General features: G+C 35.4%; 26 protein-coding genes. 22 read left to right on the forward strand and 4 right to left on the reverse strand.

Features of this window, described 5'->3' with window-relative positions; genetic code table 11:
- The 9 genes from DRF57_RS23680 to DRF57_RS16745 form a co-directional block, all read left to right on the forward strand.
- Window positions 1-840, forward strand: an 840-nt coding sequence (locus DRF57_RS23680) for a hypothetical protein (RefSeq protein WP_206607197.1), incomplete at its 5' end; no start/stop codon positions are given.
- A gap of 21 nt (window positions 841-861) precedes the next feature.
- Window positions 862-1419, forward strand: coding sequence for a DUF6705 family protein (locus DRF57_RS16710; protein WP_115919732.1), 558 nt, complete (start codon window positions 862-864; stop codon window positions 1417-1419).
- A 200-nt stretch (window positions 1420-1619) separates the two neighbouring features.
- On the forward strand, window positions 1620-2288 hold the full coding sequence (locus DRF57_RS16715) for an ABC transporter ATP-binding protein (RefSeq protein WP_047495625.1): 669 nt from the start codon (window positions 1620-1622) through the stop codon (window positions 2286-2288).
- Window positions 2289-2302: 14 nt separating this feature from the next.
- Window positions 2303-2881, forward strand: a complete 579-nt coding sequence (locus DRF57_RS16720) for a murein L,D-transpeptidase catalytic domain-containing protein (protein WP_115919734.1) — start codon at window positions 2303-2305, stop codon at window positions 2879-2881.
- A 36-nt stretch (window positions 2882-2917) separates the two neighbouring features.
- Complete coding sequence (gene radC, locus DRF57_RS16725; protein ID WP_115919736.1) at window positions 2918-3595, forward strand: RadC family protein; 678 nt, start codon at window positions 2918-2920, stop codon at window positions 3593-3595.
- Window positions 3592-4503, forward strand: a complete 912-nt coding sequence (locus DRF57_RS16730) for a hypothetical protein (protein ID WP_115919738.1) — start codon at window positions 3592-3594, stop codon at window positions 4501-4503. Before radC ends, DRF57_RS16730 begins: the two co-directional genes overlap by 4 nt.
- Window positions 4504-4617: 114 nt before the next feature.
- Window positions 4618-5514 carry a phytanoyl-CoA dioxygenase family protein gene (locus tag DRF57_RS16735; RefSeq protein WP_228405966.1) on the forward strand — a complete coding sequence of 299 codons (897 nt, stop codon included), beginning with the start codon at window positions 4618-4620 and terminating at the stop codon, window positions 5512-5514.
- 36 nt (window positions 5515-5550) lie between these two features.
- Window positions 5551-6063, forward strand: a complete 513-nt coding sequence (locus tag DRF57_RS16740) for a DUF7935 family protein (RefSeq protein WP_047495611.1) — start codon at window positions 5551-5553, stop codon at window positions 6061-6063.
- Between the two features lie 18 nt (window positions 6064-6081).
- Window positions 6082-6693 carry an inorganic pyrophosphatase gene (locus DRF57_RS16745; protein ID WP_047495607.1) on the forward strand — a complete coding sequence of 204 codons (612 nt, stop codon included), beginning with the start codon at window positions 6082-6084 and terminating at the stop codon, window positions 6691-6693.
- Between the two features lie 181 nt (window positions 6694-6874).
- Here the strand turns inward: DRF57_RS16745 and DRF57_RS16750 are convergent, their stop codons facing one another.
- Window positions 6875-7522 (reverse strand): DUF1349 domain-containing protein, encoded by a 648-nt coding sequence (locus DRF57_RS16750; protein WP_047495604.1) that lies wholly within the window; start codon window positions 7520-7522, stop codon window positions 6875-6877.
- A gap of 89 nt (window positions 7523-7611) precedes the next feature.
- On the opposite strand from DRF57_RS16750, the gene DRF57_RS16755 reads away from it, so the two are divergent.
- The 9 genes from DRF57_RS16755 to DRF57_RS16795 all read left to right on the forward strand — a co-directional run bounded on the left by DRF57_RS16755 (window position 7612) and on the right by DRF57_RS16795 (window position 16534).
- Window positions 7612-8349: a response regulator transcription factor gene (locus DRF57_RS16755; RefSeq protein ID WP_115919740.1), complete on the forward strand. Its 738-nt coding sequence runs from the start codon at window positions 7612-7614 to the stop codon at window positions 8347-8349.
- A gap of 88 nt (window positions 8350-8437) precedes the next feature.
- Window positions 8438-8794, forward strand: a complete 357-nt coding sequence (locus DRF57_RS16760; RefSeq protein WP_047495598.1) for a helix-turn-helix domain-containing protein — start codon at window positions 8438-8440, stop codon at window positions 8792-8794.
- A 428-nt stretch (window positions 8795-9222) separates the two neighbouring features.
- A complete protein-coding gene (locus DRF57_RS16765) occupies window positions 9223-10479 on the forward strand; it encodes an aminotransferase class I/II-fold pyridoxal phosphate-dependent enzyme (RefSeq protein WP_115919742.1) in 1257 nt (418 codons plus the stop codon).
- 6 nt (window positions 10480-10485) lie between these two features.
- Window positions 10486-11118, forward strand: a complete 633-nt coding sequence (locus DRF57_RS16770; RefSeq protein ID WP_047495592.1) for a TetR/AcrR family transcriptional regulator — start codon at window positions 10486-10488, stop codon at window positions 11116-11118.
- Window positions 11119-11216: 98 nt separating this feature from the next.
- Complete coding sequence (dnaX, locus tag DRF57_RS16775; protein WP_084084021.1) at window positions 11217-12302, forward strand: DNA polymerase III subunit gamma/tau; 1086 nt, start codon at window positions 11217-11219, stop codon at window positions 12300-12302.
- A 32-nt stretch (window positions 12303-12334) separates the two neighbouring features.
- The gene (locus tag DRF57_RS24125; RefSeq protein WP_228450426.1) at window positions 12335-12916 is read left to right on the forward strand and encodes a hypothetical protein; all 582 of its coding nucleotides are present in this window, start codon (window positions 12335-12337) and stop codon (window positions 12914-12916) included.
- Window positions 12917-13306: 390 nt separating this feature from the next.
- On the forward strand, window positions 13307-14389 hold the full coding sequence (locus DRF57_RS16785) for a chorismate mutase (protein WP_047495586.1): 1083 nt from the start codon (window positions 13307-13309) through the stop codon (window positions 14387-14389).
- Window positions 14390-14581: 192 nt separating this feature from the next.
- Entirely contained in the window at window positions 14582-15508 is a 927-nt protein-coding gene (gene rsgA / locus DRF57_RS16790; protein WP_047495583.1) for a ribosome small subunit-dependent GTPase A, read from the forward strand.
- Window positions 15509-16117: 609 nt separating this feature from the next.
- Entirely contained in the window at window positions 16118-16534 is a 417-nt protein-coding gene (locus DRF57_RS16795; protein ID WP_034687444.1) for a nucleoside-diphosphate kinase, read from the forward strand.
- Window positions 16535-16609: 75 nt separating this feature from the next.
- Here the strand turns inward: DRF57_RS16795 and DRF57_RS16800 are convergent, their stop codons facing one another.
- Entirely contained in the window at window positions 16610-18457 is a 1848-nt protein-coding gene (locus tag DRF57_RS16800; RefSeq protein WP_115919744.1) for an alpha-L-fucosidase, read from the reverse strand.
- A gap of 179 nt (window positions 18458-18636) precedes the next feature.
- Here DRF57_RS16800 and chrA point away from each other — a divergent pair, with 179 nt between their 5' ends.
- From chrA to chrI, 3 genes are read left to right on the forward strand one after another with little or no spacing between them, the layout of a single operon-like run.
- Window positions 18637-18858: an MNIO class RiPP chryseobasin precursor ChrA gene (chrA, locus tag DRF57_RS16805; RefSeq protein ID WP_047495576.1), complete on the forward strand. Its 222-nt coding sequence runs from the start codon at window positions 18637-18639 to the stop codon at window positions 18856-18858.
- 3 nt (window positions 18859-18861) lie between these two features.
- Window positions 18862-19956 carry an MNIO family chryseobactin maturase gene (chrH, locus tag DRF57_RS16810; RefSeq protein WP_115919746.1) on the forward strand — a complete coding sequence of 365 codons (1095 nt, stop codon included), beginning with the start codon at window positions 18862-18864 and terminating at the stop codon, window positions 19954-19956.
- Between the two features lie 39 nt (window positions 19957-19995).
- Window positions 19996-20478: a chryseobasin maturation helper ChrI gene (gene chrI / locus DRF57_RS16815; protein WP_228450427.1), complete on the forward strand. Its 483-nt coding sequence runs from the start codon at window positions 19996-19998 to the stop codon at window positions 20476-20478.
- A 212-nt stretch (window positions 20479-20690) separates the two neighbouring features.
- On the opposite strand, the gene rpe is transcribed toward chrI, so the two are convergent.
- Both rpe and chrP read right to left on the reverse strand, forming a co-directional pair.
- Window positions 20691-21341, reverse strand: coding sequence for a ribulose-phosphate 3-epimerase (gene rpe, locus DRF57_RS16820; protein WP_047495569.1), 651 nt, complete (start codon window positions 21339-21341; stop codon window positions 20691-20693).
- 104 nt (window positions 21342-21445) lie between these two features.
- Window positions 21446-22519: a chryseobasin maturation metalloprotease ChrP gene (gene chrP, locus DRF57_RS16825; RefSeq protein ID WP_047495567.1), complete on the reverse strand. Its 1074-nt coding sequence runs from the start codon at window positions 22517-22519 to the stop codon at window positions 21446-21448.
- A 51-nt stretch (window positions 22520-22570) separates the two neighbouring features.
- On the opposite strand from chrP, the gene DRF57_RS16830 reads away from it, so the two are divergent.
- The gene (locus tag DRF57_RS16830) at window positions 22571-23275 is read left to right on the forward strand and encodes a DUF4294 domain-containing protein (protein ID WP_047495564.1); all 705 of its coding nucleotides are present in this window, start codon (window positions 22571-22573) and stop codon (window positions 23273-23275) included.

A 23275-nucleotide genomic window follows, 5' to 3' on the forward strand; every position in this document is an offset into this window, starting at 1 on the left:
GTAGGCAGTGGTAGTAATACTGATATCCCTGAAATTATAGTTGGACCTCCGAGAGGTGGGGGAGGAATGTATTTCCCTCCTTACGACGGTGGAGGTGGATGTACAGCCTGCCCACCAGATCAAGGATCACCTTCGGGAGAGTGTCCCAAATATGGAGGGTGTAGCAGCAATGGAGGAAGTGGTATTGTAAATACTCCACCAGCTTCAACGAAAGATCCTTGTGAGAAAATGAAAGAACAGAATTCTAATCAGACCTTTAAAAATAAAGTTTCAGACTTGGATAAGCAAGAAGTATTTAATAAAAATCAGGAAACAGGACTTGCTGCTGCATATGGGCCACAGACCAATTACGAGCCCTTGGCAAATACTGCAAATGATAATTTGAAGTTCCCACCGGGGAATAAATATTTTGGCTATATGCATACTCATCTTGATAGTAAACCTGGAGTTGTTAAGATATTCTCACCCGCTGATGTATCTACTTTTTTAACAAGTTGTGTAAGAAATGCTCAAGTTAAGGGAACAATGAGTGATGCTTATGGCATGGTAATTACATCACAGGGGAATTATATATTAAAATACTCCGGAGATGGTAATTATGGTATTGGACCTAATACTCAAGCTAATTGGCAGTCTTGGTATGAAACAGCGTACGAACGATTATCTCAAAATGAATTGGCTAATCCTGCGATTGTTGAAAAGTTGTTTACTCAATTCCTTGAAGAGAAGGTAAAACTTGACGGGTTAGAAGTTTATAAAAGTGATAAGACTACAGGTAGTACAAGTAAGTTGAAATATGATGGAAAAGACAAACCTGTAAAGCCAATTCCTTGCCCTTAATAACAATTTAATTTCAAAATTATGAAAAATTTATTTCTATTTATATTCTTTAATGTGAGCATATTTTTTAAGGCTCAACAGATATATTCATTAAGACCATCTGAAATTGATCTTCCAGAGAATTCTTATCAAAAAGATACAAATAATGAGCTTCCTTATTATGAAGGAATATGGAAAGGAACATGGAATAATAAAATTATCTATGTAACTTTAAAAAAACTATCCAATAAATATGATAATAATTTTAAGCATTATAAGGATTATTTAATTGGAAAGTTCAAAGTATTAGATAATAATGGAAATATTCTATTTGACAATACCAGTTTAACAGATGATAATGCAAAAATAAATGGTGTGAGCTTTAGAAAGTATGGAGATAAGTATTCTCTTATTTATGTTGATCCAGACCTTTGTAATACTTCAGGAGGGATAGCAATTAATTTTACAGATTCCTCTAAAACACAGCTTAATTGGAAACTTACCCTTGGAAGTAATATGATTACAACTGATTGTCAGTATTATAATACAACTCCATTTCCTCAGGCTCTACCTAAAGAAATTGTATTGACAAAACAATAATAAAGCCTCTTCGGAGGCTCTATCATGAAAACAAAAAATAAAATAGTTCATTTCTCAAGCACGGAAAAGTCAAACATATCCCCTTGAAAATTGAGCAATATAATGCTAGCCTCTCCAAAGCGGGAGGTTTTTTTGTTTTACGATCAATAATGTTGTAACAATTTGTTGTAAAATCAACAATATGTTACTATTTTTGAATCATGATTAAAGCAAGAAATATCCATAAGTCTTATGGGAATTTAGAAGTGTTGAAAGGAGTTGATATTCACATCAAGATGGGAGAAGTTGTCTCTATTGTTGGGGAATCGGGAGCCGGTAAATCTACATTATTGCAGATTTTAGGAACATTGGATCATCCTACGGCTTCATCTAAATATGATACTGAAATTGCCATAGCTGGAGAATCGTTTATCAATATGAATGATAAACAGCTTTCTAAATTCAGAAACCAGAATATTGGTTTTGTATTTCAGTTTCATCAGCTTCTTCCCGAGTTTACTGCTTTGGAGAATGTTTTGCTTCCTACCAAAATTGCCGGAGCTAATGAAAAAGAAGCTCTTGATAAGGCACATGCTTTATTTGAAGACTTAAAGATAGAACAGAGACTGCACCATAAGCCCAATCAGCTTTCAGGTGGTGAAGCTCAAAGGGTAGCTGTAGCCAGAGCATTGATTAATTCTCCTAAGATTATTTTTGCGGATGAGCCAACAGGTAACCTGGATTCAAAAAATGCAGACGACCTTCATAGGCTGTTTTTTGATTTGAGAGATAAATATAATCAGACATTTGTTATTGTAACCCATAACCCGAATCTTGCTGAAATCACAGACCGTAAACTTGTTATGAAAGACGGAATGATTATAGAATAGCAGAGGCCAGCCAGATGATGAAACACTTTATTTTCCTTTTTATACTATTGATCTCCTGTTCAAAAGCTGAATCCCAGCAGTTGGATGTATCCGGAGTTCCTCAGTCTAAAATCTCTGAGATTAAAAGCTATCTCAAAGGGAAAAACTATAATCAGGAATTGGCTGTTTTTATAAATTTTAAAATACATTCCGGGAAATACCGTTACTTTATCTACAATTTAAAAAAAGATAGAATAATACAAAAAGCAATTGTATCTCATGGTTCAGGTTCGGCTATTCCCCATTCAAGTACTTTGCAGTTTAGTAATATTGAAGGATCTTATCAGTCTTCATTAGGAAAGTATGAAATTCGGGAAAGCTATGTTGGGAAATTTGGAAAAGCATACCGTTTAAAAGGGCTGGATAGCACTAATAGCAATGCTATGCAAAGAGCAATTGTACTCCATTCTTATGGATGTGTTCCGGATAGTGAATCTCAAAATCCGGCATGTCTGAGTCTTGGATGCCCAATGCTTTCTGCCAATGCATTTAATGAAACTGCAAAATATATTGATCAATCAGAACAGCCCATCATTTTATATGCATTTTATTAATTTTATATATAAATCATAACCCATAAATTATCTCCCATGCCCATAAAGTTTCTTGCCGAGGATGACAGACCGAGAGAAAAGTTTTTACATAAAGGTAAGAACTCGCTTTCTGATTCTGAGCTATTGGCTATCATAATGGGAAGTGGAAGTAAAGAGGAAAGTGCTTTAGAACTGGGAAGAAAGATTTTGGCTTCTGTAGATAATAACTGGCATCAGCTGAGTCTGCTTTCTATTAAAGATTTAATGAAATTTAAAGGAATAGGGGAAGCTAAAGCCATTTCTATTGCTACCGCTTTAGAAATAGGGAGAAGAAGAGCAGGACAGGAAATTCCGGAAAAATCAACTATTGGAAATAGCAATGACGCTTACGTACTGCTTAAAAATCAGTTGTCCGATCTGAGAACTGAAGAATTTTGGGCTATTTTTCTTAACAACAGTAACAAAGTCATCCATATATCACGGCTGACGCAGGGAGGAATCAGCCAGTCTATTGTAGATGTAAGAATTCTTTTTAAAAAAGCATTGGATCATTTTTCAACAGGTATTATTATAGCACATAATCATCCTTCGGGAAGCTTAAAAGCAAGCAGGGAAGATATTAATATTACACAAAAAATAAAAGAAGCCGGAAAAACCCTAAATATCCAGCTTTTGGACCATATTATCATTACACAGGATTCATATTTTAGTTTTTCGGACACAGGATTATTATGATTAGAAGATTAAGATACAATGAAATTGATTTCGTAAAATATTCCCGATGTTTAGAAAAGTCTGAACAGAAGAAGTATTCTGCTACAAAGGATTTTTTAGATACCACTTCGGAAAAGCAATGGGAAATCTTAGTCTATAATGACTATGAGGCAGTAATGCCTGTTCCTTTTGTAAAAAAATATGGAATTAAAATTGTTCATAATCCTAAACTCTGTCAGCAATTAGGTATTTTTTCTCCTAAAGATGATGTACAGCTTAACGAGGCTTTTTTGCATTTTCTGGAAAAAAACTATTTGATTAGAGCTTACCCACTGAATGATTGTAACCAGCTTCAAACGAAGCTCCGATTGAAAAAAAACTTTTTGCTCTATCCGGATTCTTACGAAAAAGTATATGCACGGTATTCTCCAAAAAGAAAAAGAAAACTCAGATTGGATGATGAAGTGGTAAAGAATTCTGAAATTAAAACAATTAGCTATGAGGAAGCTAAACTCTTTATAGAAAATAATATGATAGGGTTGAGTAAGGAAAATGATCTTCCTGATTTCATGAGGATTTTTGAAGCTTCCTATCACTTGAATTATCTCAAATTTTCTGCCTTTTTTTATTACCATAAGATTATCAATATTATTGCAACTTATTCTGATTGCAATATGGTAGCACTTTTAGGAACATTTAATGACAAGGATTACGTGAAAATATCGGGAGCTTCGGTTCTGATCGATACCGTCATCAGAGAAACTATTGAAACTCATATCTTTGATTTTGAAGGAGGGGAACTACCCAATATTGAAGAGTTCTTCAGAGGGTTCCGCCCGGAATTAAAACCTTATGCAATTATTGAAAATTCCAAAAAAGATCTTTTGAAGAAATTTGGATATTTTTTAATAAGCGGTAAACTCTTGTAATATGATAAAAACCATTGTTTAGATTGGTTCTAATTAAGTATTATTCCCTAACTTTATAACATACTTATTCCAACAATTATGTTCCAGCAACTTCGCAATTATAAATTATCATATATGTTATATAACTTATTTAAAAAGAGTAAGTTAAAGCATAATATCCCATTGTATAAAAAATACGGAATTAAGAAGAGTTATTTTTCCAGTATTTCCAGCTCAGATTTTGCCCATCTCCCTGATACAGAAAGAAAAGCAGATAAAGATAAGCTTACTGCCACTCCTTTTTTTACTAAATTATCAGAAGATGCTAAAGAAAGTGCTCTTCAATATGATGATAACGGATATATGATCATCAGAAACTATCTAAGCCCGGAAACTGCCGATAAAATCAATCAGGAGATTGAAAACATGGTTAATGACGGTACTCTGAAGTTTAGATATGGAGGGAAACTGATGTTTGCGATTCATCATTCGGAAATTCTTAAAAATATAGGAAATGATAAGGACCTCACAGAATTCTTATCCGTACTATTAAATGGTAAAGCCAAGCTTTTCCAGAGTATAAATTTCATCAATGGAAGCCAGCAGAAAACCCATTCGGACAGTATTCATATGACTACTTATCCATTGGGAGGACTTCTGGGGGTATGGATTGCGTTGGAAGATGTAGATGAAAATAATGGAGCACTGCATTATATCCCCAAAAGTCAAAAGCTTCCTTACTTCCTGAATTCTGATTATGATAATGAAGGAACTGCTTTCAAAATAGGTAAAAAGAGCTATACAGCATATGAAGAATTCCTTGAGAATAAAGTGAAAGAACTGGGATTGAAAAAAGAAATTTTCAGAGCCAAAAAAGGAGATTTACTAATCTGGCATGCTAATATTCTTCATGGCGGAGAACCTCATTTGGATAAAAACAGAACCAGAAAAAGTCTTGTTTATCATTTTTTTGATGAAAACAGCGTGTGTTATCATGAAGTTACACAAAGGCCTGCTTTATTTGAGTTATAGTTTCAGAAAATATTAGTAATTTTGCCACCTAAAATTATGGCTAATTTTTCAGAATATCTACCGTATGCATTTGCATTGATCATTGCGATTCCTTTCCTGGTATTGCTCAGACAGTTTGTACATTCGTATATTACCCTTAAAAATCAGGAAATCAAGCTGCTTTCGGTGAAGTCGAATACAGAAAATAAAGCACATTCTTATGAAAGGATGACTTTATTTCTTGAAAGGCTGAAACCTTCCAATCTTATTCAGAAATTTGATAAAGAGCTGGCTGTTCACGAATTCCTTTTCCTTACAGAGAAAACGATTAATGAAGAGTTTGAATACAATTCTTCACAGCAGCTGTATCTTTCGAAAAATTCATGGAAGAATATCGTAGATTCTAAAAATGCCGTAATAGAGCTGCTTCATAAAACTTACGAAGGACTGAATGGAAATGCTGATCTGAATGAGTTCAAGACTATTTTTATCATGAACTATATGGAGGACAATGACTATATTGCAGCGACAATAGAAGACTTGAGAAAAGAAATTTTAATAATAACTTAAAAAATAAGAGATAAAATAATGATTCCAAATTTTAAAGCACATCCATGGCACGGAATTTCTGCAGGAGAGGATGCACCGAATGTTGTTAATGTATTTGTGGAAATTGTTCCTTCAGATACAATTAAATATGAAGTAGATAAAGAAACAGGATACTTAAAAGTAGACAGACCACAGAAGTTTTCCAATATTATTCCGGCTTTGTATGGTTTTGTACCAAGAACATACTGTCATAATGAGGTAATGAAGCTTGCTATTGAAGCGGGAGCTGATGATGTAACAATGGGAGATCATGATCCACTTGATATTTGTGTATTAAGTTCTCATAATATCCATGCAGGAGGTTTATTGATGGAAGCTATTCCAATTGGAGGTTTCAAAATGATCGATGGAGGAGAAGCAGATGATAAAATTGTTGCCGTAATGATTAACGACCACGCATTCGGACATTTCAGAGATATTTCTGAATTACCGGAAGCTGAAGTTAAAAGATTGATGCACTATTTCCTAACCTATAAAAACTTACCGGATGAGCCTGCAAAATGCAGAATCCAGGAGGTATATGGTGCTGAACACGCAAGAAAAGTAATCAAGGCTTCTCAAGCTGATTACGCAGAAAAATTCGGAGGATAAAATTCTCTGATCCATAAAACTAAAAAGGATAAACAGTTTTCTGTTTATCCTTTTTTATGATAGGAAAGCTGTATAAGCTTTTTAATCTTGAATATAACAGCCGGGAAATTCTAAATAAAAAAAGCCCCCCAAAAAAGCGGGAGGCAAAAATTGACTGTATATTGAAGTGTAATTCAATCGGTTATTTATTGTTTTCAAGCCATTTCAGTCTACGTTCATCCGGCAAATGCTTGACCCTGAAATTTTCAAATGTTGCTGTAAACCCTTCACCATCGGGGCAGGCTGCCATCAAACCTACCATGACAGGTGTGTTATCCTGAAGTGGGGCATTTCTCATCATGCTGTAATTTTTGTCATCAAAGGAGTAAAATATCTCAACAGCATCCAGTCTTCTTACAGCTTTTATCCAGATGGCTGAGGGAATTTTGTCTAATGTAATGACACTCCAGTCACTTTTACCGTGAGTAACAACGGTACTCAGATTGTATTTTCCGTCTACAAATTCTACACCGGCTTTGATGTAATGCTCTTTATCTGTCCGCAACATAAGGCCCATCTGATCAAATCTAGCTTTGTAATTACCCGTTATTTTTACTTTGGCTTCAAATTCACCGCCATAGAGACTATAGTAAAAAGGAGCGTCATCTACTGTAAATCCGTAATGTGAGACCCTCCAGTAATCACTTTGGGGTGTGACAAACATGGATATACTGTTGTTTTTGATCTCCCATTTTTCGGGTTCATTAAACCAGGTCATTTTTTCTAAGGTCTGAGCCGAAATCTTTTGGGTCAGAAATAGCGCGCAGAAACCTAATATCAATCTCTTCATTCTCTTTTTTAATAAGTTCTAAGGGTAAATTATTATTTTAGCAAAAGTATAATTAAAGAAGTCTCATATCAATACTGAAAAATAACCATATGGAGATCCGGGAACAATTAAGTGATAAGCTGCTGGACAAGACCTCAAAGAAATGTTTACTGGACATCGAGATCTATAAGCAAAGGGCACAAATGTACTCGCAGATAGAAGGTGCAATAGGGGTGCTAAGCGACATGCAGGCTGATAAAAGTTATATTTATAAATCAAAAACTGCCTTAGAACTGGGAATAAGTTTTCATACGGATTCTGTAGAAATTGATTCCATTTGGGAAGAAGAGATGCTGAAGAAGATACATCCTGATGACAGACTTAAAAAATATATTCATGAGCTCCGTTTTTTTAATTTATTAGATTCAATAGAACCTGAATTTCGTTCGGACTATGCTGTTTTGTCAAACATCAGGATGAAAGATAAAAACGAAGAATACAAGGCGGTAAAACATCGTATGTTTTATATATATTCACCGGATAATGGGAAGTTAAGATTTGCACTTTGTCTTTATAATATTGCTTTAAAACAGTCTTTAATGCCTGAATTTATGATTGTTAATACTGTGAAAGGGGAAATTATTGTTAAAGATAAACTGGATTATAAAAGTATACTGACCCACAGAGAACTGGAAGTTTTAAAATTTGTAGGAGAAGGATATAGCAGTAAACAAATTGCAGATTTGCTTTTTATCAGCGTAAATACGGTGAGCAGACACCGCCAGAATATCCTTGAAAAGCTGAAAGTGAATAATTCTACCCAGGCCTTTAAAGACAGTTTTTACTAACTATATATTCTTAAAATCCGAAAAGTTCACCATATTGTTTTAATTCTTATTTTTAAATTTATAATCTGAATTAATTTAAGAATAACAAATGATGAAAAGAAGCGAAGAAATTACAAGTCAGTATTTTGACTTTATAGATAAACATGTCCGGGATGTAATTGCCGGGAATGTTCCTGAGTTTATGGAGCTGAATGAAATTGCAGGAAAACTTGCCATTTCACACACGCACCTTACAGATACCCTAAAAAAAGAAACCGGAAAACATCCATGCTATTTTTATGACGAAAAAATTATCATGGAAGCCAAGCTTATGCTGGCTAATTCTGGGAAGTCTGTTGCAGAGATTGCCCGTATTTTTACCTATGATCCGTCCAATTTTTCTAAATTCTTTAAAAAGAAGACTGGTGAAACACCTGGTAATTTTAGAGAATTCAATAAAAAATAATAATTTATTTTTATATAGAACCCTTTTTATAGGTGTTTACGTGTTATGATTTCTCTATAAAGTGAGTTAATTATATTAGAATTATATAATAAATCACCATTTAATAAACATTCAAAAGAGTACACAAAAAAATAATGTTGTATAAATGAGATAGTTGCAATTAACAACTGTCTTTTTTGTTATTTATTTATTGATATTACTTTATCATTTTCTTTTTTTTAGTAAATTTAGGTTAGAAAAATTGATTGAATTAATTAGAACAAAATATACTAAGAGCCATGGAAACAGAAGAAATCTTGTTTCTGTGAAAATAAGACTAAACCGCTGTATCTTAATAATATTTTAATGTCATACAGAAGGTGAGGACTCTTATAATAGTCATATATTTGTTTCTTAAATCACAAACACACACACAAACAACATTAAGGATGAGTATTGATTTTACAACGGCAACTTTTAAAGATTTTGAAAATATTCCGGATTATGATATTGCTCAAAGAGCCGAATATTTTTATGAATTCTTGGATCATATGAAATCTAGAGGACATATGAACTACAGACTGAAAAACACTTCAGGAACGAATGCAACATTAAATATTGATATTGCAAACCAAAATAAGGAATATGTAAGTTTCGTTTCCAGTGATTATTTAGGATTTACACAGCATCCAAAAGTAAAACAGGCTGCTATTGAAGGGATTGAAAAATATGGAACCGGAACAGGAGCATCACCTCTCATCGGTGGATATTTTGATTATCATAGTGCTATAGAAAAAAAAATTGCCGGCTTTTTTGGAAGAAAGGAAGAAGAAGTGATATTGTTCACTACGGGCTATGCAGCTAATAGTGCTACTTTGCAGATTTTAATGCAGAAGGAAGATCTTGCTATTTTAGATATGGGGGTACATGCTAGTGTGCATGAAGGATGTGTTTTTACAAATAAAAAAACATTTCCCCATAACAATTTGGAAGCTTTGGAACATATTTTGAAGATATCTGAAAATACGTACCGTACAAAACTTGTTATAGTAGATGGAGTATACTCTCAAGAAGGAGATACTTCACGTGCTAAAGAAATACATGCTCTTGTAAAAAAATACAATGCCTATCTCATGGTAGATGACGCCCATGGTGTCGGAGTGATGGGAAAAACCGGAAGGGGAGCCCTTGAAGATGATGGTTTATTGGATAAAGTAGATTTTATAACAGGAACATCAAGTAAGACATTTGGTAACTTGGGAGGATATGTTATTGCGAACAAAAAAATAGCATCATTCCTTAAGTTCCAGTCTCGTCAGCATATTTTCTCAGTAACAGCACCCCCTTCTTCCTTCGGAATTTTAAAAGCAATTGATCTAGTTGATGAAGAACCATTCTGGAAAGATAAGCTTTGGGATAACATTAATTATTTCAAAAATGGGCTTAATGATCTAGGGTTGGATACAGGAATTACCTGCTCAGCGATTATTCCGGTGAAAATAGGGGATCAGAGCAAAATGTGGGATATCGGAAGAATATTGCTTGAAGAAGGTGTTTATACAAACCCTATTATGTACCCCGCTGTAGCCAGAAAAGATGCCCGTATCAGAATGACTGTAACAGCGAGACACGAAAAAGAGCATCTTGACAAAACATTGAATGTCTTTGATGATATTAATAAAAAATTGCATATTGCAAAAAAATAATAAATTATGCCTAGAAAAGTAGTGCAAGGCCCCATTAGGGACAAAGAAAAAACAAAACAAAAACTGCTTGCAGCAGTTGGGAAAATTTTGAGAGTAAAAGGCTATTCAGGTCTGAAAGTAAGTAAAATTGCAGCCGTAGCCGGATTTGATAAAAAGCTTATCTATGAGTACTTTGGAAGTACTGATAAGCTTATCGACGAGTATATTAAATCTCAGGATTATTGGAGTAAGTTCAGCCCGAATATAGAAGAAGAAGTACAGATTGGAAAAGGTAAAGAAGCTTTAACTCAGGGAATCCTTACACAGTTTGAGAGCTTGAAGAAAAATAAGGAGCTGCAAAAAATTATTCTTTGGGAACTTTCCGAAAGTAAACCTATCCTTAAAAACATCTTAAAGCAAAGAGAAGAAGTAGGAGCCAATTTATTTGAAAATGTAACGGACCCTTATTTCGGAGAAAATGCGACGAGTATAAGAGCGATGCTGGCTTTGGTAGTGGCAGGTGTTTATTATCTAAACCTGTTCCCGGCCTATAACGGAACCGAATTCTGCGGTATTGATATGAGAACTGAAGAAGGAAGAGGAGAAGTTGAAAAAGTGATCGTTGAGATTATAGATCATTTTTACCAAACCAAAAAATGATGATTAGAAGTTTTCCGATTTGACCAGAAATAAAATTTTGTAGACAATTTGAAAACTTTTAATTTTCAAATTAAAACTATATTCCTTATTTTTGACCAATGGAAAATTTTATAGTATCTGCAAGAAAATATCGCCCCCAAGAGTTTGATACAGTTGTTGGGCAATCTCATATTACGGATACTTTAGAACACGCAATTGAAGAGAGCCAGTTGGCTCAGGCTTTGCTTTTTTGTGGACCTCGTGGTGTGGGTAAAACTACTTGTGCCAGAATTCTGGCGAGAAAGATCAATGAAAAAGATGGCTCAGTCTCAGAAGATGGCTTTGCTTATAACATCTATGAATTGGATGCAGCATCCAATAACTCTGTAGATGATATCAGAGAACTTATTGATCAGGTACGTTTTGCCCCTCAAGTAGGAAAGTATAAAGTGTATATCATCGACGAGGTACACATGTTGTCCTCTGCTGCTTTCAATGCTTTCCTGAAAACACTTGAAGAACCGCCGGCACATGCTATTTTTATTTTGGCGACTACTGAAAAGCACAAAATAATTCCTACCATTTTATCACGATGTCAGATTTATGACTTCAAGAGAATTGTTATTGAAGATATTCAGAATCATCTAAGGGGTATTGCTCAAAAAGAAAATATCCAGTATGAGGATGATGCTCTTTATATGATTGCCCAGAAGGCTGACGGTGCTTTAAGGGATGCATTATCTATTTTTGACAGGCTCTCCACATTTTCCCAGAAGAATATTACGCTGGCTAAGGCTGCTGAAGTTCTCAATATCTTAGATTATGACCAGTATCTGAATATAGTAGATCTGGCCAAAGAGAATAAAATTCCGGAAGTCCTGTTCGCATTTAATGAAATTGTAAAGAAAGGATTTGATCCTCACATTTTTATTGCGGGCTTAGGAAATCATTTCAGAGATCTTATGATGGCCCAGAATACAGCCACTTTAGAACTTATTGAAGTGGGAGAGAAGACGAAGGTCAAGTTTGTAGAACAGAGTCAGAAATGGAATGCCCAGCAATTGATTGATGCTGTTGAGATTTGTAATCACGCAGATATCAATTATAAAAATTCTAAAAACCCAAGACTTACGGTTGAAATTGCATTAATGCAGCTGGCTTCTCTGACAGCTAATTTAGGTGATACTAAAAAAAAAAGTTCTTAATACTGGCGCCATTTCTCAGTGAGAGGCAGGAAGTGAAATTACCTGCAAAGGCTCCGGAGAAAAAAGAATTATCTGCACAACCCACAACCCCACAAGCTGATACAGTTCAGGAAACTGTTATTCAGAAAACCAATAAACCTTTATCGAGACCAGGAGGTTCTTCGGGCTTCAGTATCAATTCTTTTCTGAATAAAGAGGAGAAAGAAGTGGTAGAAGAAACCGTAATGGTGAAAACTGAAAAACTCCCGCAAAACCATTTTACGGAGACAGATTTGCAGGCAGAATGGATTCTTATGCTCAAGCAGCTGCAAAGAAAAGACGGTTTTATCTTTAATGCGGTAAAAACCTTTAAACTGGTAAAGGAAGAAGAGAATAAAATCAAAGTTTTATACCCTTCAGATTCTGCTAAAGTAGAATTTGATAAAATAAGCGGAGAATTTTTCAACCATTTCAGAAGCAAAGTTCACAATCATGCTATCGTCGTAGAATACCAGCGGGACGTTGAAAATCTGAAGATTGAGGTAGTCACGAAAAGAAAAATATTTGAAAAATTTATAGAAAAAAATCCACTTTTAAAAGATCTTGATGATTTAATGAAGTTTGATTTGACATAATTTTTATATATTTGTAAAATCATTTTGTGAAAAATCATTTTTTGACAAAAGCAAATAGTAACAAGAAACGCTAAAACAAGACATTTCCAGAACAAAAATGGAAAATTTATTTACAACATATCTGTCTTATTTTACACCCGCTAATTATTTTAGCGGTTATTTTAGCTTTTCTGCTTCTTATTATAGAAATTTCAGAACCTATTACCGATTTTACTGGTATTACTAACTGAATTTCTTTCCAAAAAATACAGGAGGAGTGAAGCCCTTTTATTCTCCTGATTCCTTTAAAAAATTTTGAACGGCATTTTTTGAAAAGAATTATAAAGTAATTTTATAATGAAAGGGCCGTGCTGTGAACTTTAGAATAAATAACAACAATAAATTTAGAATATGAACCTAAAAGATTTAAAAAGCGAGTGGATTAGCGGGCTTACGCAACCTCTAATGATCGCAGGACCGTGTAGTGCAGAAAGTGAAGCTCAAATGCTTGAAACGGCTAAAAGAATTAAAGAATCAAATGCTCAGGTATCTGTTTTCCGTGCAGGAATCTGGAAACCTCGTACCAAACCTAATGGTTTTGAAGGAGTAGGAGTAATTGGTTTAAACTGGTTAAAAAAAGTAAAAGAAGAATACGGTTTTAAAACTGCTACGGAAGTTGCGAATGCACATCACGTGTTTGCCGCTTTGGAAGCAGATGTAGATGTTCTTTGGATTGGGGCGCGTTCTACGGTAAACCCTTTTACGGTGCAGGAAATTGCTATGGCTTTAAGAGGTACAGACAAGCCTGTATTCGTTAAAAATCCAGTGAATCCTGATTTAGCTTTATGGATTGGGGCATTAGAAAGACTTTTAGGTCAGGATATTAAAAATCTTGGAGTAATTCACAGAGGATTTTCCACTTACCAGAAAACAAAATACAGGAATAACCCAAATTGGCAGATTGCTTTGGATTTCAAAAGTCAGTTCCCGGACATTCCAATGCTGATTGACCCTTCTCATATCTGTGGAAACAGAACAGGATTAGCTGATATCACGCAGGAAGCGCTTAACGTAGGATACCAGGGAGCTATTATTGAGAGCCACTGTAATCCTGATGAAGCATGGAGTGATGCAGCTCAGCAGATTACCCCTGAAGTACTGGCAGAACTTATCGGAAACTTAAAAGTAAGAAGCTCAAACCTGGCAGGATTTGAAGGTGAAATGGGGAGACACAGAACCCTAATTTCTGATCTTGACTTCCAGTTAATAGAACTTCTTTCTCAAAGAATGAAGATCTCAGAAAAAATTGGAAAACTTAAAAAGGAAAATGATATTGCGATCTTCCAGCCTGAACGTTGGAAAGTAATTACTGAATATGCTAATCAAAAAGCTAAAGAAACAGGAATGTCTAACGAGTTTATCGAAAAGGTATTCAAGGCAATCCATGAAGAATCTATTGAGGTGCAGAATAATATCATGATTGATAGAGCATAAAATGAAAGGACTTAAGACAGGAGGATTTGAACTGAAAAGCTCAGAAACTCTATGAATTAAGTTCTGACAATACTAAATAAAGGGCTTAGAGCTTAGGGAGTAGCGACTGAAACATTGGTTTTAACCTATTTCCTAAACCCTAAGCCCTACTTTCTATCTCTTAATTTCTTATATTTGCACCTAGTATTATCTATGAAAGGAAAAATCATTAAATCTACAGGAAGTTGGTACCAGGTTTTGGAACTGGAAACAAATAAAATTTTCGAGGCCAGAATCCGGGGGAAGTTCAAATTAATAAAAACAAGGCTTACCAATCCGCTTGCAGTAGGAGATTTTGTTGAATTTCAATTAGAGCAGGATGATATAGCGTGGATTACTAAGATAGAACCCCGCAGAAATTACCTGATCAGAAAATCAGTAAACCTTTCAAAAGAAGCGCATATCATTGCTTCCAATATTGATACAGCATGTTTTATTTTTACCTTGAAACATCCAGAAACATCACTTGGCTTCCTGGATCGTTTTTTAGCATGTTGCGAAGCTTACAATATCACTCCTTTACTCTTATTCAATAAAATTGATGTCCTGCATGAGGAGGAAATTGAAATTGTAAAAGATATTGAATTCCTTTACCAGGAGATAGGGTATGAGACATTAGAAATTTCTTCTTACTCCCGTTTGAACCTGGATCAGCTTCAGGAACTCCTTCATGATAAAACTTCAGTATTCTTCGGTCATTCAGGATGTGGGAAATCTACTCTGGTAAATGCACTACAGCCTGGACTTAATTTAAAAACTTCTGAAATTTCAGATACCCACCTAAAAGGAAAACATACAACAACCTTTGCCCAGATGCACTTTTGGGATTTCGGAGGTAATGTGATCGATACACCTGGGGTACGTGAGTTTGCCATGATTGATATCGAAAAGGAAGAAGTTCAGCATTATTTTCCTGAAATTTTCAAGAAAAGAGAAGAATGTAAATTCCATAACTGTCTTCATATTAATGAACCAAAATGTGCGGTTTTAGATGCTCTGGAGACCGGAGAGATTCAACATTCCCGTTATGCTACCTACATTAAGCTTATGGATGAAGCAGAAGAAGCTTCTCAAAAATAATCACTTATTTTCCACTTTCCATTAAAATATCGGATCAGTATAAATTGACCCGGGAATAATTTATGTCAAACATCGAAAACAGGCTAGGGAATCATATTAAAAAAATACCCTATACATTTCGGGGTCTTATTTTTAATTAAAATTTTTCCCAGGAAAATATTCCGACTGATTTTTTCTACGCCTTAAAAAAAATATTTTTACAATAACTCCACTTTTTGACATTCAAAATATAGGGCGTAATGTCATATTTTTGATCGATATGGGTCGTCCCAATAAGTCACTCAAAAAAAAATCAAAAAAAAACCATTATTTCATTGATTGAAATAGAAGCAATAACGTATAAATATGATTTTATATGGTTTTTAATTTTACGAAATCAGCAATAAAAGTGTTGATTTTTTACAAATAAAAAACCCAGCCGAAGCTGGGTAAAAACTAATAACCATGAAAACTCAAATTAAACATGAGAATCGCAATAGAATAAACAATTACTGTGCCAAAGTTTAGTTCACGATTTCTTAATAAAAGTTATTTTTATGTTAAAAAAAAATTAAAATAAAAATCAAAGATATTTTTTGTAATTTTGCGGCATTAAAAAAATATACATTTATGTCTAACATTACATTCACTATGATTAAGCCTGATGCAGTTGCTGACGGACATATCGGTGCTATATTAGGTAAGATTGCAGAAGGAGGTTTTAAAATCAAAGCTTTAAAATTAACTCAGCTTACAGTAGCTGATGCTAAAAAATTCTACGAAGTACATGCTGAAAGACCATTTTATGGAGAATTGGTAGAATTCATGAGTTCAGGTCCTATCGTAGCTGCTGTTTTAGAAAAAGACAACGCAGTTGAAGACTTCAGAACATTGATTGGTGCTACAAACCCAGCAGAAGCTGCAGAAGGTACAATCAGAAAAATGTTTGCAAGAAGCATTGGTGAAAACGCTGTTCACGGATCAGATTCTGACGAGAACGCTCTTATTGAAGCTCAATTCCATTTTTCAGGAAGAGAGATTTTCTAGGAAACTACCTTACAAAATAAAAAATCCGGAGAATTTCTCCGGATTTTGTTTTTTACACCTATTCTGAAATTAAGATTAAAGATTATTTTCAATGGCTCCAATCTTTTCTCTGTAGAGCTCGATGGGCTTGTCAAGCAAAACGGCAATGACGGTCATATTTTTATCGAGTCTTTCCTTCGGAATATCTACGTATATAATACCTGGTCTGTCACTCCAATATAGCTTATTGTAAATGCTGTGATCAAGTAAAGTACCTTCTCCAACAATTCTGATTCTGGCAATGTTATTTTTTATTCCTTTTAAAGCAATAGGACCGGTAGGTTCACCTTCCACAAAAAGATAAACTGTCTGTTTGTCCTTAGACAGGCTGCTCATACCCGGATAATGACCTTCTGGCAACCCTTTTTCAGTGTCAAGAAGAGCTTCTGTATGCTTGCTGATCCATTGAAGTGTTTCAGGATTTGTATGAGCGCTTTTACCAAGATGCATATCAATCCCATCACCGGTTAATCCGGAATTGGTGAACAGATCATCCCCATCATGAAGGGCGTCAGCAATATCATAAATGGCTGATCGGGTGTTTTTTTGATCCATAAGCTTGGAAAGGGGTTGCTTTTCTTTCTCAAAATCCTTGAGAAATACAGGAGGGGTATCGAAAGATAGCTCTACAACACTAACATCTTTATCGAATTTCACATTTGAAAAGTGAAGGCTTACTGTATTTTTGTCATTATAGCTCACGTCTACTACAGCCTTGCTGTCTCCTATGATTTTTGCAGAGGTTGGCTTTGTGCCCAAACCATATATCTTGGTCATGTTTTTAGCCTCTTCCAGATAGAGGAATACAGACTTTTTAGAATCAGACAGGGAAGACTTTCCTTTATAATTTTCAAAAGGAATTCCCCGTTGTGTTTCATAAACAGCCTTTTCATTTTTGGAGACCCATCTTCCAAGATTTTTTAAGATTTCCACCTGTTTTTCGGGAATCGTTCCATCAGCTTTAGGTCCTATATCAAGCAATAGGTTGCCTCCCATGCTGATAACATCTGCCAGGGTACGGACAATCATATTAGGAGTTTTATAGTTTTGATCATAGGGTTGATATCCCCACGAATCGTTCATCGTATAGCAGAGTTCCCAATAAGGGTTTTGCGGAGCAATAACGGGAATTCCCTGTTCCGGAGTGTCATAATCACCATGATGATTAAGCCTTGAGTTGATAATGATATCCGGATTGTATTGCTTCAGAATTCCAAGTGTCTGCGTAGCTTTCCATTCTTCAGAGGTATGTTCCCAGTCTCCGTCAAACCATAAAAGATCAGGTTTGTACTTTGAGGAAAGTTCAGTAAGCTGGGTCTGGTAGTAATTGGTAAATTGCTGCCAGCGCTTGGGATCATTTTTTAAATCATACCGCTTTTTAGTCCGGGTATTGATGTCATAGTACGGATGGCTCCAGTCCGGAAGCGAAAAATAAAGGCCTGTTTTTAATCCTGAATTTTTAAGACTGGTAACAAAAGGACTTAAAACATCTTTTTGGGCTGAAGCATTACCGGGAATAGTGATCGCTTTTTCAGCATTAGAGTTCCAAAGTGCTATGCCATCATGATGTTTTGTGGTGATAACCGCATATTTTGCTCCTGATTCTTTGATAAGTCCAACCCATTGTTCCGGCTGGTATTTTGAAGCTGAAAACCCATTCAGTTGCTTCATATAATTCTCATAATTGATATAATTATTGAAGAAGGACCATGATTCAGAAATTCCGTTAACCGAATAAATTCCCCAGTGAATGAAAATCCCCAGTTTAGCGTTCCTGAACCATTCCATTTTCTTATTGTTGTCAACGGACTGTACTTGTGCATTGATGCTGTGTGCCGATATTGCCAATCCAAGGAAAACAGCTTTTATAAGCCTGTTTCTCATTTTTTATTTTTAATGATAAATATAAATAAAGAATACCTATTTTTCAAATATCCGTTTCAAATATTCGTTTAATAAGAGAAATACTACGTGAAAAAACTAAAATATTCAATGATAAATTATTGTATTTTTAAAGCAAAATAAATGGAACACTTATTGTAAACTTCCTTAAAAAGAAAAAAATGAAAATTCCAACCCTATTAATGGCCAGTTTATTAGCAGTAGGAGTGTCTGCACAAACTACCAAGCCTGCTACGAACACTAAGAAGCCCGTAAAGAAAGTTAAAAAAGCGGTAATTAAAGAAACGCCGGAAAAACCAAAACCGGGAACTCCTAAAGTTATTGCGAAGAAAGATACAGTGGTACGTTTACCTCATGGTTGTCCTGCCTGTGGAATGGGATAAGATATGGGAAGACCACTATTAGGATTATCCATGATGGCAGAGGCGGATTTTGTTTCTGCTATTTTGCCTTTATTACAGGACAACGCTGTGGATGTAGTAGAGTGGTCATTTGATACCTTCTTTGCAGCGGAAGAGCCGTCATGGCTTAAAGATCTTTTGAATTTTTATGCAGAAAATGGGCGTTTGCTTGGGCATGGCGTTTATTATTCCTTATTCGATGCAAGATGGACGGAGCGACAGGAAATGTGGCTTCAAAAACTAAAGCACGAAGTTCAAAAGAGAAATTATAATCATATTACAGAACATTTCGGTTTTATGAATACCGAAAACTATCATCAGGGTGTACCATTGCCCCTTTCGTTGCATCCGAAAACTCTTGAGATTGGAAAAGACAGGCTTTACAGACTACAGGATGCTGTACCTATTCCTATTGGAGTAGAAAATCTGGCATTTTCCTTTTCCGTTGATGACGTCAGAGAGCAAGGTGTTTTTTTGGATAAGCTGGTGGATGATATCGATGGTTTTTTAATCCTTGATCTTCATAATATATATTGTCAGTCTTGTAACTTTGATGTGAGCATACAGGAAATTGTTAGTTTGTATCCTTTGGAGAAAGTTAAAGAGATTCATCTTTCGGGAGGAAGCTGGCAGGATAGTGTTTATGGTAAAAAAATGATCCGTAGAGATACGCATGATGATGTAATCCCGGAAGAGATCTTTAGTGTACTTCCCTCAGTGTTGTCACAATGCCGTAACCTTGAGTATGTGATCATTGAAAGGCTGGGGCATACCATTCATACAGAAGAGGAGAAGCAGCGTTTTTTTAATGATTTTGTGAGGGTTAAAAGCATTCTTAATGATTCAGATGGGATGAAGAGGAAAAAAGAAAAGTGGGTGAAAAGAGAAATGCTCCTTCCAGAACCTGTGGAAGATTCCATTTTATATGAGGAACAGATCCGGCTTACAAAACTGTTATTTGATCATACTGACCCAACGTTGATTAAAAATCAGAATTTTCATTATTTTAAAACAGAAAATTGGGATCCTGAAATGATTCTGACTGCCCAGAACATTATTAAAAAATGGAATCCCTATTAAAATATACCGACTACTAACCACAAATCAAAATATATGAAAATGGCAACCCTATTATTAATTTTTACTGCTGTACTTACGGCTTTGATTGCCGGGCTCTTTTATGCTTATTCCTGTTCTGTAGTATTGGGATTGGGAAAGTTATCTGATGGAGAATATCTGAAAGCAATGCAGAGCATCAACCGGGAAATTCTTAATCCTGTATTTTTTATAAGTTTTATGGGAACTGCAGTTCTTCTTCCGGTAGCTGCATTTGTATTTCGTGGACAGCCTGCTTTTATTTTTCTTTTGCTGGCAACATTAGCTTATCTGATTGGTGTTTTCGGGGTTACGGTAGCAGGAAATGTTCCGATGAATGATATACTTGATAAATTTGATATTTCTGGAGCTACCACCGATGCGATTCAACAAATGCGCGAAGGGTTTGAGAAGAGGTGGAATCTCTTAAATAACATAAGAACGGTTTTCTCGGTTATCAGTATTGCTTTGGTGGTCTGCGCCTGCATTTGGAGCAAGGAAATATAAAGAAATAATAGTGATTACGTAGAAGTGCTTACGTTTAAATTCAGTATTTCTACTGATGGATGTGTGGATCTTTATTGAGAAATTTGTGTTGTTATCAGGAAGAAATAAAGATAAAAACTCAAAATAGCTAATAACCACATCTACTCAAAGTTCCAAAATGAGGAAAGGCAGTCCCTACGAACTGCCTTTTTCTGTATGTTTAAAAATACAATTTAAATTTTAAGAAGCTCGATGGTTCTTTCCGGGCTTTCTGCAGAGAATACCGCATTTCCGGCCACCAATACATCAGCTCCTGCTTCAAAAAGCTTAGAGGCATTATCAAGGTTAACACCACCGTCTATTTCAATGAGTGCAGTAGAGTTATTGCTTAAAATAAGATCTTTTGTTTCTGCAATCTTTTTATACGTGTTTTCAATGAATTTTTGCCCTCCAAATCCAGGGTTTACACTCATTAATAAAACAAGATCTACATCCGCAATAATATCTTCAAGCATTAAAACAGGAGTGGAAGGGTTTAAAACAACCCCAGCTTTCGCACCTTTGCTTTGGATATGATGAATTGTTCTGTGAAGGTGGGTACACGCTTCATAATGTACAGAAACAAGATCAGCACCGTGGTTGATAAATTCATCAACATATTTTTCGGGCTCTACAATCATTAAATGTACATCCACGAATTTTTTAGCATGCTGCTGAACCGTTTTCATCACCGGAAAACCGAATGAAATATTAGGTACAAATCTGCCATCCATGACATCAATATGGAACCAGTCAGCCTGAGAGGCATTCAGCATTTCAATGTCTCTTTGCAGATTCCCAAAGTCTGCAGATAAAAGGGAAGGAGCAATAAGCTTCGTTTTCATTTTTACTTTTTACTTAATATTAGATTTCAGATGTTAGACATCAGATATCAGACGTAGAATTCTGGTGTAATAGTCTAGGGTCTGATATCTGCTATCTAATATCTTTAATGATACTTCAGTTTCATTTCCGGTTTAATCTTCAGAATGGTTTCATAGATGAGTTTGATCACATTAGCCACATCTTCCTTAGATACCATTTCCACCGTTGTATGCATATAACGCAAAGGTAAGGAAATTAAAGCACTTGGTACCCCTCCGTTGGAGTGGGCGAAAGCATCTGTATCCGTTCCGGTTGCCCGGCTTGCCGCTGCTCTCTGGAAAGGTATTTTCTTTGTTTTTGCGGTATCAATAATCAATTCTCTGATCGTATGGTGAACGCTTGGTGCAAAGAATACCACTGGTCCGTCTCCGCATTTCTGATCCCCTTCTTTTTTCTTTTCGATCATAGGAGTGGTTGTATCGTGGGTAACGTCGGTTACTATCGCAATATTAGGTTTAATCGTGTCTGCGATCATGTCAGCTCCATAAAGGCCTACTTCTTCCTGAACAGAATTCGTGATATACAGCCCAAAAGGAATTGTTTTTTTATTCTCTTTTAAAAGCCTTGCCACTTCAGCAATCATAAAGCCTCCGATTCTGTTATCCAAAGCTCTGCATACAAAGTATCTGTCATTCATTTCAAAGAACTCATCCGGGTAAGTGATCATACAGCCTACATAAATTCCCATTTCCTCCACTTCTTTTTTGGAAGTGGCTCCGCAATCGATGAAAATGTTTTCAATTTTTGGAGTAGGTTCGTTCTGGTTGGTTCTGGTATGAATAGCCGGCCATCCGAATACTCCTTTTACAATTCCGTTTTCTCCGTGGATATGTACTACTTTTGAAGGAGCGATGGTCTGATCCGATCCTCCGTTTCGGATGACATAAATCAATCCGTCATCAGTAATATAGTTTACGTACCAGGAGATTTCATCGGCATGGGCTTCAATCACTACTTTAAATTCAGCTTCGGGATTAATGATGCCATAACAGGTCCCATAATGATCCACTTCAATTTTATCTACATACGGTCTGATATAGTCCATCCAGACCTCTTGTCCCTTGTGTTCGTAACCTGTTGGCGATGAAGTATTTAAATATTTTTCTAAAAATTTTAAAGATTTCTTTTCAAATTTCATAAAAAGGAATGATTTTTGCGTTTAATTTTTATTCTTATAAGTGTAAAAATAATGAATTTTAGGAAGATTATCTGCCTTTTTATTTTCTTTTTTGGAGTCAGTGTTTTTGGTCAGAAGGATTCTATTGTGGCAAAACCCCTTAACCAATACCCTGCTGAATCTCTGAAAGTGGATGAATTCGGTAATAAGTATTATTACGACGAGCAGCAAAAGGTTAAAATCTATGAGATTAACGGAGAACCTGTAGTGGTGATGGATGAGCTTGTTTTAGTAAACAAACCCCGATTCAACAATCAGCTGGATAAAAATTACTATTATTTCCTAAATAAAAAGCTATACAGAGTATATCCGTTATTTGTGACAGCTTTGCAACAGTATAGGGATATGCAGGCGGATATGAATGATATGGACAGCAAGGCTAAAAGAAAATTTATAAGAGAAAGACAGAACATGCTTGCTGACCAATATGAAAAACAGTTAAGAGATCTTACGACAACTGAAGGACAGGTTTTTGCCAAATTGATGAACAGAGCTACAGGCAAAAATGTTTATGAAATTATAAAAGAGCTTAGAGGAGGATGGAGCGCCTTTTGGTGGAATGTAAAAGGAAAGATGGCTGATATTGATTTGAAAGAACAATATGATCCTCACAGAAACAGAAGTGATGAATTTATAGAGTCATTGCTTCAGTCCAACTGGAATTCCGGTTATTTAAAACCTTATCCGGGAGCCAATCAGTTTAAAGTGAAAAAATAA

The organism is Chryseobacterium rhizosphaerae, from assembly GCF_003385455.1.
Classification (GTDB): domain Bacteria; phylum Bacteroidota; class Bacteroidia; order Flavobacteriales; family Weeksellaceae; genus Chryseobacterium; species Chryseobacterium rhizosphaerae.